Annotated in this window: 6 protein-coding genes; 4 read left to right on the forward strand and 2 right to left on the reverse strand. The window is 67.0% G+C overall.

Annotation, left to right across the window (positions count from 1 at the left end):
• Positions 1 to 52: 52 nt before the first annotated feature.
• Positions 53 to 871 carry an NADPH-dependent 7-cyano-7-deazaguanine reductase QueF gene (queF, locus tag J2X70_RS15480; protein WP_059065354.1) on the reverse strand — a complete coding sequence of 273 codons (819 nt, stop codon included), beginning with the start codon at positions 869 to 871 and terminating at the stop codon, positions 53 to 55.
• Positions 872 to 1,444: 573 nt separating this feature from the next.
• Complete coding sequence (locus J2X70_RS15485; protein ID WP_080149909.1) at positions 1,445 to 2,764, reverse strand: M20 family metallopeptidase; 1,320 nt, start codon at positions 2,762 to 2,764, stop codon at positions 1,445 to 1,447.
• A gap of 186 nt (positions 2,765 to 2,950) precedes the next feature.
• Here J2X70_RS15485 and J2X70_RS15490 point away from each other — a divergent pair, with 186 nt between their 5' ends.
• The 4 genes from J2X70_RS15490 to J2X70_RS15505 all read left to right on the forward strand — a co-directional run bounded on the left by J2X70_RS15490 (position 2,951) and on the right by J2X70_RS15505 (position 12,994).
• Positions 2,951 to 4,189: an efflux RND transporter periplasmic adaptor subunit gene (locus J2X70_RS15490; RefSeq protein ID WP_080149694.1), complete on the forward strand. Its 1,239-nt coding sequence runs from the start codon at positions 2,951 to 2,953 to the stop codon at positions 4,187 to 4,189.
• A 72-nt stretch (positions 4,190 to 4,261) separates the two neighbouring features.
• Positions 4,262 to 7,495, forward strand: a complete 3,234-nt coding sequence (locus J2X70_RS15495) for an efflux RND transporter permease subunit (RefSeq protein WP_140228516.1) — start codon at positions 4,262 to 4,264, stop codon at positions 7,493 to 7,495.
• Between the two features lie 31 nt (positions 7,496 to 7,526).
• Positions 7,527 to 10,649, forward strand: coding sequence for an efflux RND transporter permease subunit (locus J2X70_RS15500; protein ID WP_025874641.1), 3,123 nt, complete (start codon positions 7,527 to 7,529; stop codon positions 10,647 to 10,649).
• Between the two features lie 287 nt (positions 10,650 to 10,936).
• A complete protein-coding gene (locus tag J2X70_RS15505; RefSeq protein ID WP_309911112.1) occupies positions 10,937 to 12,994 on the forward strand; it encodes a TonB-dependent receptor in 2,058 nt (685 codons plus the stop codon).
• Positions 12,995 to 13,028 lie beyond the last annotated feature (34 nt).

The following is a 13,028-nucleotide window of genomic DNA, read 5'->3' on the forward strand; positions in this document are numbered from 1 at the left end:
TATGGGGCTGCTGCGCTCGCCGCGCATGGCCCGGCGCTACCGCCTGCGGCGGTTACTGCCGCAGTTCGCGGTAGGTCGCGGCCGGGGCGGCAATGTCAGGGCTGGCGCGCCACGGGTTGATGTCCAAGCCACCGCGACGGGTATAGCGGGCTTCGACTTCCAGCCACTGCGGCCGGCAGCGCGCAGACACTTCACTGAAGATGCGCTCGACGCACTGCTCATGGAACTCGGCGTGCTCGCGGTAGCTGACCAGGTAGCGCAGCAGGCCGGCACGATCGATCTGCGGGCCGCGGTAGCGCAGGCTGACAGTGGCCCAGTCCGGCTGCCCGGTGACCGGGCAGTTGGACTTCAGCAGGGCCGAGACCAGGGTCTCCTCCACCAGCGCATCGGCGTTGGCCGACAGGTAGTCCGCCTGCGGCGGGCCATAGCAGTCGATGTCCACCTCAAGGCCGTCGATCGACTCGCCCAGCGGTGATTCGCGCAACGCCGGCAGGCCGAACGTGACCTGGACCGGGGCGCCGGCGCAGGCCGACAGGTCGGCGACGAGGCGCTCGCGCAGGGCTTCGGCACTGTCGATGCGGGTGCTGTTGAGGGAGTTCAGGTACAGCTTGAACGACTTCGATTCGATCAACCGCGGCGAGGTGCACGGCACCTGCACGGTGGCGACGGCGACCTGCGGTTTGCCACGCGGGTCAAGCCAGCTCAGCTCGAAGGCGTGCCAGCGATCATGGCCGACGAAGGGCAGCGCGGCCTCGTCCAGACCGATCTCGGCACGGGCGCCGACGCGCGGGATGGGAAACAGCAGGCCGGGATCGTACTGCGACGGGTAACTGACCTCGCGACCGAGGCTGGAATCCTGTGGGGTGTTCATGGCGCTTATTGTATCGCGCGCAGAGCGGGCCTTCGGCCGGGTCGGCCAACGGCGGAGCCCCTCCGTGGCGGGGTTGGTTGGTCGGCAGAGCGGTCTATCGGGTTGGCCGGGAGGGTGGGTTGGCTGGGGGACGCCGTGAATACGTCCTTGTAGGCTCGGGCGCGCCATGCATGGCGCTTACGCCCCCAGCCCACCCACCCTCCCGGCCACGGTCAATTTCCCGCGCCACCACGGGAAAGATCAGGAAAATCAAAATCAAAAACCGATGCTTCAGACGTTCATGATGTCCGCCGTGTCGACCAAGGTCGACACCTACCAAAGCAGGATGTCGTTCCGACAGCCGCGGGAAGCTGTCGAAGGCGGGGTGAGTCCGGTTGCGGGGGTGTCCGCGGCATGGATGCCGCGGCCAAGCCCCCATGGACGGGTTTACGGCGTCCCCTGCCACCGGACCCACCCCGCCATCCCACAGATAGCCCGCTTCTGCTGTTGCTGTTGCTGTTGCTGTTGAGGTTGCCGGCCAGCGGCCGGCACTACCGCTTCGGCGGGTGCAGGGCGCAGCCCTGCCGGAAACCCTCAACCCGCCGGGGTGCCCGCACCATGCAGATAATCCAGGCTCACCTGCAGCAGCGCACGGAATCCGACATCCAGCGCCTTCTCATCCAGCAGGAACTTCGGCGAATGGTTGGCCGGCGCCGTCGCCGGGTCGATGCCCACGCTGGTGGAACCGACGAAGAAGAACATGCCCGGCACTTCCTTGGCGTACAGCGAGAAATCCTCCGCGCCCATCTGCAGCGGCGGCTCGTACACGTTGTCCTTGCCCACCACCGCCTGCAGGCTCGGCAGCATCTTCGCGGTCAGCGCCGGGTCGTTCACCGTGGCCGGGTTGCCTTCCGATTCGTAGATGTCGGTCACCGCCTTGGCCCCATGCGCGGCAGCGGTGTGGTCGGCCACGTTGCGCAGATCGGCGAAGATCTGCTGGCGCATGCCTTCGTCGAAGGTGCGGATGGTGCCGACCATCTCCACTTCATCGGGAATGATGTTGTAGCGGATGCCGCCGTTGATCGCGCCGAAGGTCAGCACCGCCGGCTGCTTGGACAGGTTGGCGCGGCGGCTGACGATGGTCTGTGCGGTGCCGATCAGATCAGCAGTGGCCACGATCGGATCCACGCCGTTCCACGGTGCCGAGCCATGGGTCTGGCGGCCGATCACCTTGATGCCGAAACGATCGGACGCGGCCATCAGCGGGCCACCGCGCACCGCGATCTGCCCTGCCTGCACGCTGGAGAACACATGCAGGCCGAACACCGCCTCGGGCTTGAAGTCGGCAAACAGGCCTTCCTTCAGCATCAGCGCCGCACCGCCCTCTTCCGGCGGCGGCGCACCTTCTTCGGACGGCTGGAAGATCAGCATCACCTGGCCCGGCAGGTCCTTCTTCATCGCCACCAGCGCTTCGGCCACGCCCAGCAGGGTGGCAGTGTGCGCGTCATGGCCACAGGCATGCATCACGCCTACGGTCTGCCCGCGGTACTGCGCGGTGGCCTTGGAAGCGAACGGCAGGCCGGTCTGCTCGGTCACCGGCAGTGCGTCCATGTCCGCGCGCAGGGCGATCTTCGGCCCCGGCTTGCCGCCTTCGATGATCGCCACCACGCCGTGGTGGGCAATGCCGGTCTTCGGCTTCAGGCCCATCGCGCGCAGGCGCTTGGCGACCTCGGCGGAGGTGCGCTCCTCGCGGTTGGACAGTTCCGGGTGCTGATGGAAATCGCGGCGCCATTCAACCACCTTGGCCTGCAGGCGCTGTGCGGCAGCGGTCACTTCCGGGCGCTGTGCATCCTCGGCGTGGGCAAGGGACGGCAGGGCCAGCAGCAGGGCGGACAGCAGCAACGAACGGCGCATCTCGATCTCCACGGAAGGGGTCTGCACCTGAATGTAGGGCAACCTTGCCGTTACGGGAACCTCCAGCGTCGTCCATCTGTCAGAGCGCCCGTCCCATCCGTCATGCAGGAAACCCGGTGGGCCACAGGTATGCTTTGCGCATTGCCACCCGGGGTGCCACCCCGTCCAGCCCTCTTGGAGTCTTGAATGTCACGTGTTTGGAAGATCGTGCTGCTGGTCGTGGCGGTACTGGTGCTGGCCGTGGTCGGCCTGCGCGTACTCGGTGGCGGCAAGGACAAGGCTGCCGGGCAGCAGGCAGGCGCCGGCCAGGGGGGCGAAGATCCCGATGCCGGCCCGGTGCCGGTGACCGTGGTCGATGCCGCGCGCCAGGACGTGCCGGTGTATGCCAGCGCGCTGGGCACGGTGACCGCGATGAACACCGTGACGGTCAGCCCGCAGGTGGGCGGCCAGCTGATGAGCCTCAATTTCCGCGAAGGCCAGGAAGTGAAGAAGGGCGACGTGCTGGCGGTGATCGACCCGCGCACCGCCCAGGCCAGCTATGACCAGGCCGTTGCATCCAAGCGCCAGAACGAAGCCCTGCTGGCCACCGCACGTTCGAACTACCAGCGCTCGAACGCGCCGGAGTACCGCCAGTTCGTGGCCAAGACCGATCTGGATACACAACGAAACCAGGTGGCACAGTACGAAAGCGCAGTGGCGGCCAATGAAGCCAGCATGCGTTCGGCGCAGGTGCAGCTGCAGTACACCCGGGTCACCGCGCCGATCACCGGTATCGCCGGCATCCGCGCGGTCGACGCCGGCAACGTGGTCAACGCCGGTACCGCACTGGTCACCCTGACCCAGATCCATCCGATCCACGTGCTGTTCAACCTGCCCGAACGCCAGCTCGGCGACGTGCGCCAGGCGCAGGCCGCCGGCAGCGTGCCGATCGCAGCGCTGGACCGCGCCGATTCGCACGTGCTCAGCGGCGACGGCAAGCTGGACGTGGTCGACAACCTGATCAGCGCCGACAGCGGCACCTTCAAGGCACGCGCGGTGTTCGACAACACCGACAACGGCCTGTGGCCGGGCCAGTTCGTCAATGTGCGCATGCAGCTGCGCACCATCGGCGGCGGCGTGGTGATCCCGACGCAGGCAGTGCTGCGTGGCCCGGACGGCGAGTACGTCTACGTCGTGCAGGGCGACAACACGGTGAAGATGCAGACCGTGCGCAGTGGCGTGGAAGTGGGCGACAGCCAGGTGCAGATCGCCGAAGGCCTGAAGGGCGGCGAGCGCGTGGTCAGCGAAGGCCAGTTCCGCCTGAAGCCGGGCAGCAAGGTGACCGCGCTGAAGCCGGGTGAGACCCCGGCCGCACCGACCGAGGCCGAACTGAAGGCCGCCGAACAGAAGAGTGGCGGCGGCCGCCGCGGTGGTGGCCCGCGCTGAGCGCAGGCCTGCTCTTCCCCGCGCCGGCGATCCCGCCGGCGCTGCCATTGAAGTGCCAGCAAGGATCAGTCCGTGGGCTTTTCGACGATCTTCATCCGCCGCCCGATTGCCACCTCGCTGTTGATGGCGGGCTTGTTGCTGCTGGGCATCCTCGGTTACCGCAAGCTGCCGGTGTCGGCGCTGCCGGAAATCGATGCGCCCAGCCTGGTGGTGACCACGCAGTACCCCGGTGCCAACGCCACCACCATGGCCTCGCTGGTGACCACGCCGCTGGAGCGCCAGTTCGGGCAGATCTCCGGGCTGGAACTGATGACCTCCGATTCCTCGGCGGGGTTGTCGACGATCATCCTGCAGTTCTCGATGGACCGCGACATCGACATCGCCGCACAGGACGTGCAGGCGGCGATCCGCCAGGCCACCCTGCCCTCGTCGTTGCCGTACCAGCCGGTCTACAACCGGGTGAACCCGGCCGACGCGGCCATCGTCACCCTCAAACTGACCTCCGATACGCGGCCGCTGCGCGACGTCAACAACTACGCTGACTCGATCCTCGCCCAACGCCTGTCGCAGGTGCAGGGCGTGGGCCTGGTGTCGATCGCCGGCAACGTGCGTCCGGCCGTGCGCATCCAGGTCAATCCGGCGCAGCTGTCCAACATGGGCTTGACCCTGGAAGAGCTGCGCAGCGCGCTCACCCAGGCCAACGTCAATGCGCCGAAGGGCTCGCTGAACGGCAAGACCCAGTCCTACAGCATCGGCACCAACGACCAGCTGGCCAGCGCCGCCGAGTACCGCGACACCATCATCAGCTACAAGAACGGCCGCCCGGTGCGGCTGTCCGACGTGGCCGAAGTGATCGATGGCGTGGAGAACGACCAGCTGGCGGCATGGGCCGACGGCAAGCCGGCCGTGCTGCTGGAAGTGCGCCGGCAGCCGGGCGCCAACATCGTGCAGACCGTCGAGCGCATCCGCGCGCTGCTGCCGCAGCTGCAGGGCGTACTGCCGGCCGACGTGCACCTGGAGGTGTTCTCCGACCGTACCGAAACCATCCGCGCCTCGGTGCATGAAGTGCAGTTCACCCTGATCCTGACGATCGGCCTGGTGGTGGCGGTGATCTTCGTGTTCCTGCGCCGATTCTGGGCCACCATCATTCCCTCGGTGGCAGTGCCGTTGTCGCTGGCCGGCACCTTCGCGGTGATGGCCTTCACCGGCATGTCGCTGGACAACCTCTCGCTGATGGCGCTGGTGGTGGCCACCGGCTTCGTGGTCGACGATGCGATCGTGATGATCGAGAACATCGTGCGCTACATCGAACAAGGCAAGAGCGGCAAGGAGGCGGCCGAGATCGGTGCGCGCCAGATCGGCTTCACCGTGCTGTCGCTGACGGTTTCACTGGTCGCGGTGTTCCTGCCGCTGCTGCTGATGCCCGGCGTCACCGGCCGCCTGTTCCACGAGTTCGCCTGGGTGCTGAGCATCGCGGTGGTGCTGTCGATGCTGATCTCGCTGACGCTCACCCCGATGATGTGCGCCTACCTGCTCAAGCCCGATGCGCTGCCCGAGGGCGAAGACGCGCACGAACGTGCGGCCGCGGCCGGCAAGCAGAACCTGTGGACGCGCACCGTCGGCCTGTATGAGCGCAGCCTGGACTGGGTGCTGGAACACCAGCCGCTCACCCTGGCCGTGGCCGCGGCCGCGCTGGTACTGACCGTGCTGCTGTACGTGCTGATTCCCAAGGGCCTGCTGCCCGAACAGGACACCGGCCTGATCACCGCCGTGGTCCAGGCCGACCAGAACATCGCCTTCCCGCAGATGGAGCAACGCACCCAGCAGGTGGCCGAAGCGCTGCGCAGGGATCCGGACGTGACCGGCGTATCGGCCTTCATCGGTGCCGGCAGCATGAACCCCACGCTCAACCAGGGCCAGCTGTCGATCGTGCTGAAAGAGCGCGGCGAACGTGATGGGCTGGAAGACATCCTGCCGCGCCTGCAGAAATCCGTCGCCGGTATTCCCGGCGTGGCGCTGTACCTGAAGCCGGTACAGGACGTGACCCTGGACACCCGCGTGGCCGCCACCGAGTACCAGTACTCGCTGTCGGACGTGGACAGCGCGGAAGTCGCGCTGCAGGCCAACCGCCTGACCCAGGCGCTGCGCCAGCGCCCGGAACTGGCCGACGTCGACAACAACCTGTCCAACCAGGGCCGCGCACTGGAACTGAACATCGACCGCGACAAGGCCAGCGTGCTGGGCGTGCCGATGCAGACCATCGACGACACCCTCTACGATGCGTTCGGCCAGCGCCAGATCTCGACCATCTTCACCGAGCTCAACCAGTACCGGGTGGTGCTGGAAGTGGCGCCGCAGTTCCGCACCAGCACCGCGCTGATGGAACAGCTGGCGGTCGCCTCCAACGGCGCCGGCGCCCTCACCGGCACCAACGCGACCAGCTTCGGCCAGGTCACCTCGTCCAACTCGTCGACCGCCACCGGTATCGGTGCGCAGAACACCGGCATCACCGTCGGTGCGGGCGGCATCATCCCGTTGTCGGCGCTGGCCGAGGCGAAGGTTTCCAGCGCGCCGCTGCTGGTCAGCCACCAGCAGCAGCTGCCTGCGGTGACGGTTTCCTTCAACGTCGCGGCTGGCTATTCGCTGTCCGATGCGGTCAAGGCCATCGAAGAGACCAAGGCCAGCCTGGACATGCCGGCGCACGTGCATGCGCAGTTCATCGGCAAGGCCGCCGAATTCACCGGCAGCCAGACCGACGTGGTGTGGCTGCTGCTGGCCTCGCTGGTGGTGATCTACATCGTGCTGGGCGTGCTGTACGAGAGCTACATCCACCCGATCACGATCATCTCGACCCTGCCGCCGGCCGGCGTCGGTGCGCTGCTGGCATTGATGGTCTGCGGCCTGAGCCTGTCGGTGGACGGCATCGTCGGCATCGTGCTGCTGATCGGCATCGTCAAGAAGAACGGCATCATGATGGTCGACTTCGCCATCGAGGCGCGGCGCACCGGCGCCAACGCGCGCGAAGCCATCCGCCGCGCCTGCCTGCTGCGCTTCCGCCCGATCATGATGACCACCGCTGCAGCCATGCTTGGCGCGTTGCCGCTGGCGCTGGGCACCGGCATCGGCTCGGAACTGCGTCGGCCGCTGGGCATCGCCATCGTCGGCGGCCTGCTGCTGTCGCAGCTGGTAACCCTGTACACCACGCCGGTGATCTACCTGTACATGGAACGCTTCTCGGAATGGCTTGCCCGTCGCCGTGAGCTGCGTGCGCTGCGCGATGGCACGGTGCAGGAGCCGCAGGCATGACCCTGGCCCCGCACCTTCGGGGGGCTGCACGATGAACCTGTCCGGCCCCTTCATCCGCCGCCCGATCGGCACCGCCCTGCTGGCCATCGGCTTGTTCATGGTCGGCGTGATCTGTTACCTGCGGCTCGGCGTGTCGGCACTGCCGAACATCGAGATCCCGGTGATCTTCGTACACGCCAGCCAGTCCGGTGCGGATGCGGCGACCATGGCCTCCACGGTGACCGCGCCGCTGGAGCGCCACCTCGGCCAGCTGCCGGGCATCGACCGCATGCGCTCGTCGAGTTCGGAAGGCAGCTCGCTGGTGTTCATGATCTTCCAGAGCGACCGCGACATCGATTCGGCCGCGCTGGACGTACAGACCGCGATCAATTCGGCGCAGGCCGACCTGCCCTCGGGCATGGGCTCGCCGATGTACCAGAAGGCGAACCCGAACGACGATCCGGTGATCGCCATCGCGCTGACCTCGCAGACGCAGTCCGCCGATGAGCTGTACAACGTCGCCGATTCGCTGCTGGCCCAGCGCATCCGCCAGATCGGCGGCGTCGCCTCGGTGGATATCGCCGGTGCCTCGACGCCCGCGGTGCGTGTGGACGTCAACCTGCGCCTGATGAACGCGCTGGGACTGACCGCCGACGACCTGCGCAATGCCGTGCGCGCGGCCAACGTGACCTCGCCCACCGGCTTCCTCAGCGATGGCAACACCACCACGGCGATCATCGCCAACGATTCGGTCGCACGCGCCGCCGACTTCGCCGATCTGGTGGTCAAGACCCAGGGCGATGGCCGGGTGATCCGCCTGAAGGACATCGCCAACGTCTACGATGGCCAGCAGGACGCCTACCAGGCCGCGTGGTTCGACCACAAACCGGCCGTGGTGATGTATGTGTTCACCCGCGCCGGCGCCAACATCGTCGAGACCGTGGACCGGGTGAAAGCGCAGATTCCCGCGTTGCGCGACTACCTGCAGCCGGGCACCACGATGACGCCCTACTTCGACCGCACCCCGACCATCCGGTCGTCGCTGCATGAAGTGCAGATCACCCTGCTGATCAGCCTGGCGATGGTGGTGCTGACCATGGCGCTGTTCCTGCGCCGGTTGGCGCCGACGCTGATCGCGGCGGTCACCGTGCCGCTTTCGCTGGCCGGTGCCGCGCTGGTGATGTACGTGATGGGCTTCACCCTGAACAACCTGAGCCTGCTGGCGCTGGTGATTGCGATCGGCTTCGTGGTCGACGATGCGATCGTGGTGATCGAGAACATCATGCGCCACCTCGACGAGGGCATGCCGCGGATGCAGGCGGCCTTCGCCGGTGCGCGCGAAATCGGCTTCACCATCGTCTCGATCACCGCTTCGCTGGTGGCGGTGTTCATCCCGCTGCTGTTCGCCAGCGGCATGATGGGCGCGTTCTTCCGCGAATTCACCGTGACCCTGGTGGCGGCGATCGTGGTGTCGATGATCGTTTCGCTGACGCTGACCCCGGCGCTGTGCAGCCGCTTCCTCAGCGCGCACGACCACACGGCGGCACCGTCGCGCTTCGGCCGCTGGCTCGATGCCGGTCACGAGCGGATGCTGCGCGTCTACACCGTGTTCCTTGATTTTTCGCTGCGCCATGCACTGCTGCTGTCGTTGACGCCGTTGATCCTGATCGGCGTCACCATCTTCCTGTTCGGTGCGGTGAAGAAGGGCGCGTTCCCGCCGCAGGACACCGGCCTGATCTGGGGCCGCGCCAATTCCAGTGCGACGGTGTCCTTCGAGGACATGGTCAGCCGCCAGCGCCGCATCACCGACATGCTGATGGCCGACCCGGCGGTGAAGACCGTGGGCGTACGCCTGGGCAGCGGCCGCCAGGGCTCCAGCGCGCAGTTCAACGTGGAACTGAAGTCGCGCAAGGAAGGCCGCCGCGAAACCACCGCACACGCACTGGCACGGCTGAGTGCGAAGGCCGACCGCTACCCGGACCTGCAGCTGCGCCTGCGCGCGATCCAGGACCTGCCCAGCAACGATGGCGGTGGCAACAGCCAGGGCGCGCAGTACCGCGTCTCGCTGCAGGGCAACGACCTGGCCGCACTGCAGGAATGGCTGCCCAAACTGCAGGCGGCATTGAAGAAGAACCCGAAGCTGCGTGATGTCGGCACCGACGTCGACAACGCTGGCCTGCGCCAGAACATCGAGATCGACCGGGCCAAGGCCGCGCGCCTGGGCATCTCGGTCGGCGCCATCGACGGTGCGTTGTACGGCGCCTTCGGCCAGCGCCAGATCTCCACCATCTACTCGGACATCAACCAGTACAGTGTGGTGGTCAACGCGCTGCCGTCGCAGACCGCCACGCCTTCGGCGCTGGACGAAGTGCATGTGCGTGCACGCAACGGCGAGATGGTGCCGATCACGGCGGTGGCCCGCCAGGCGCCGGGCCTGGCGCCCTCGCAGATCACCCATGAAAACCAGTACACGACGATGGACCTGAGCTACAACCTCGCCCCCGGCGTCAGCATGGGCGAGGCCAAGGCCATCATCGACAGCACCGTGGCCGGCATGCGCATGCCCGGCGACATCCGCTTGGCCGACGACGCCGGCTTCGGCTTCAATTCCGACCCCAGCGACATGCTGATCCTGGTGCTGGCAGCCATCCTCACCGTCTACCTGGTGCTGGGCATCCTGTACGAAAGCCTGATCCACCCGGTGACGATCCTGTCCACCCTGCCGGCCGCCGGCGTCGGTGCGTTGCTGGCGCTGTTCGGCACCAACACCGAACTGTCGGTGATCTCGATGATCGCGCTGGTGCTGCTGATCGGCATCGTCAAGAAGAACGCGATCATGATGATCGACTTCGCCCTGGTGGCGCAGCGCGAACATGGGCTGACTCCGCGCGATGCTGCCCGTGAAGCCAGCATCGTGCGTTTCCGCCCGATCATGATGACCACGATGGTGGCGATCCTGGCGGCGGTGCCGCTGGCGATCGGCCTGGGCGAAGGTTCAGAGCTGCGTCGCCCGCTGGGCATCGCGATGATCGGCGGCCTGCTGTTCTCGCAGAGCCTGACCCTGCTCAGCACGCCGGCGCTGTACGTGATCTTCTCGTGCCTGGCCGAGCGCTGGAAGGCGCGGCGCGCGCGCAGGCGTGAAGCGAAGCTGCTCAGGCGCGCACAGCGGGCCTGACTTCGGTAGCGCCGGGCCATGCCCGGCGGCCTTTCAGCAATCCGCGCTGCGCGCTCGCCGAGCATGGCCCGGCGCTACCGGCCTCTGGTGGGTGCGGACCGTTGGTCCGCACGCCGATGGCATTTGACGCGCTGTAACGAAAAGAGAACAATTCTCATCCAGCCATGGTCCTGCGCCCCCTTGTGGCGCCCCGCTGCCGTCCCCGGCACGCCTGCGTGATCCCAGCCACCGACCTTTCCCCCCTGCATGGGCGGATGGCCCGTGGCCGCCCGCCGAGGATCTCCATGATGTTGCCGATTCGCTCCCCCCGCCTGGCCGTACTGGCCGTCGCGCTGTCCGCCGCCTGCACTGCACACGCCGAAGCCCCGGCCGGATCCCGCAGCGCCACCGATCTGGACGCGGTCAAGGTCATCGCCGAGCGTACCCATACCGAGGCTGGCGCCCTCGGCGATCGCGCCCTGCGTGATACCCCGTTCGCGATCACCGCCGTCGGCCGTGAGCAGATCGAACAGCGCCAGGTCGTGTCGCTGGGCGAAGCCTTCCTGCTCGACCCCTCGGTCACCACCCAGGTCAGCGCCTATGCCAGTGGCTGGAGCTCGCCGATCCGCAACCGTGGCATCGACCTGAATTTCGACAGCTACCGGGTCAACGGTCTGCAGGTCTCGTCCTGGGGCACCGAATGGCCGCTGGAAGTGATGGAACAGGTCGACCTGCTGAAGGGTCCGGGAGGTTTCCTGTACGGCTTCGGCGCGCCGGGCGGCATCGTCAACTACATCACCAAGAAGCCGACCGACGTACCGACCTTCTCCGCCCAGCTCGGCTGGCGCGAGCAGGGCATCGTCAGCGGCGGCATCGACGTCGGCGGCCGCTTCGGCAACGAGCAGATGTTCGGCTACCGCTTCAACGCATACCAGGAAAAGGGCGAAACCTTCAACGGTGGCCATGTCGATCGCAAGGTCGGTGCACTGTCGCTGGACGCGCGCCTGAGCGATGCGCTCACCTGGACCTTCGACGGCGTGTTCCAGTCGCGCGACCTGCGCGAGGAATCACCGCAGTACTACTTCCGTGACCTGACCTCACTGCCGCGGCCGATCGCCGGCGATGTCGACAACAGCGTGCCCGGCACCTACTACGACACCCGCTCCAGCCTGCTGTCCACCGCGCTGAACTGGCAGATCAACAGCGACTGGAAGGCCAGCCTGAGCTATGGCGTCACCACCTCGTGGAACGACGTCAACAAGATCTTCGCCTACATCGACGATACCAACGGCGACTATGCCGTCAACGTCTATGAGCTCGGCGGCAAGAGCGAGTGGAAGCTGGCACAGGCACTGGTGCAGGGCCGCTTCGGCACCGGCCCACTGCAGCACCAGCTGGTGGCCGGTGTCAGCCACCAGACCGGGCTGGGCTGGGACCGTCCCTACGAGTTCAGCCTGATCGGCCGCGCCAACCTCTACCAGCGCCATGGCATCCGTCACGACGCGGTGGGTTCCCGGGTGATGACCCGCGGTGACGAGACCGTGCAGCAGGCGGTGTTCGTCAGCGATACCGTCGATCTCGGCCATGGCTGGTCGGTGCTGGCCGGTTGGCGCTACAACGACTTCGAGACCAAGGGCGCCTACCACACCTATCCGGTCACCCCGACCTATGCGGTCATGTTCAAGCCCAGCGAGGCCGTCACCCTGTATGCCAGCTACATCGAGTCGCTGGAAGCAGGCAGCCGCGTAGGCAACAGCTACATCAATGCCGGCGATGTGCTCGACCCCACCATCAGCAAGCAGTACGAGATCGGCGCCAAGGTGGAAGCGAATCGCTGGAACGCGAACGTCGCTGCCTTCCGCCTGGAACGTGGCGCCAACATCGATCAGCTGACCGATGCAGGCAAGCGCCTGGTGCAGGATGGCATCACCCTGTACGAAGGCGTCGAAGCCAGCGCCGACCTGCACCTGACCGATGCGCTGACCGTGGGCGGTGGCGTGACCTGGCTGGACCCGACCTACGACAAGCTGTCACCGGGCAGCGCGGCGCAGGAAGGCAACCGTACCGTCGGTGCTGCGCGCTGGAGCGGCGTGCTGCACGCCACTTACCAGCTGCCGTGGGTGGAAGGGCTGGAGACCTATGCCGCAGTGCGCTACTACGGCGATGTCTGGTACGACGCCGACAACACCCTGAAGCTGCCCGACTACACCCTCGTCAATGCCGGCGTCGGTTACCGCCTGCTGGCCTCCGGCCATCCGGTGACCCTGCGTGCCAGCGTGGAGAACCTGGCCAACCGCAGGTACTGGTCCAATGCCGGCGTCGGCCTGCCGCGCACCTTCGCGCTCAGCGTGCGGTTCGACATGTAACGGGCCTCGGTAGCGCCGGGCCATGCCCGGCGGC

Origin of the sequence: Stenotrophomonas sp. 1337, from assembly GCF_031455455.1 — a bacterium.
Taxonomy (GTDB): Bacteria; Pseudomonadota; Gammaproteobacteria; order Xanthomonadales; family Xanthomonadaceae; genus Stenotrophomonas; species Stenotrophomonas indicatrix.

Coding starts and splice junctions, on each gene's coding strand:
- J2X70_RS15490 (WP_080149694.1), top strand. CDS start 2,951: ATGTCACGTGTTTGGAAGATCGTGCTGCTGGTCGTGGCGGTACTGGTG.
- J2X70_RS15500 (WP_025874641.1), top strand. CDS start 7,527: ATGAACCTGTCCGGCCCCTTCATCCGCCGCCCGATCGGCACCGCCCTG.
- J2X70_RS15505 (WP_309911112.1), top strand. CDS start 10,937: ATGTTGCCGATTCGCTCCCCCCGCCTGGCCGTACTGGCCGTCGCGCTG.
- queF (WP_059065354.1), bottom strand. CDS start 871: ATGAACACCCCACAGGATTCCAGCCTCGGTCGCGAGGTCAGTTACCCG.
- J2X70_RS15485 (WP_080149909.1), bottom strand. CDS start 2,764: ATGCGCCGTTCGTTGCTGCTGTCCGCCCTGCTGCTGGCCCTGCCGTCC.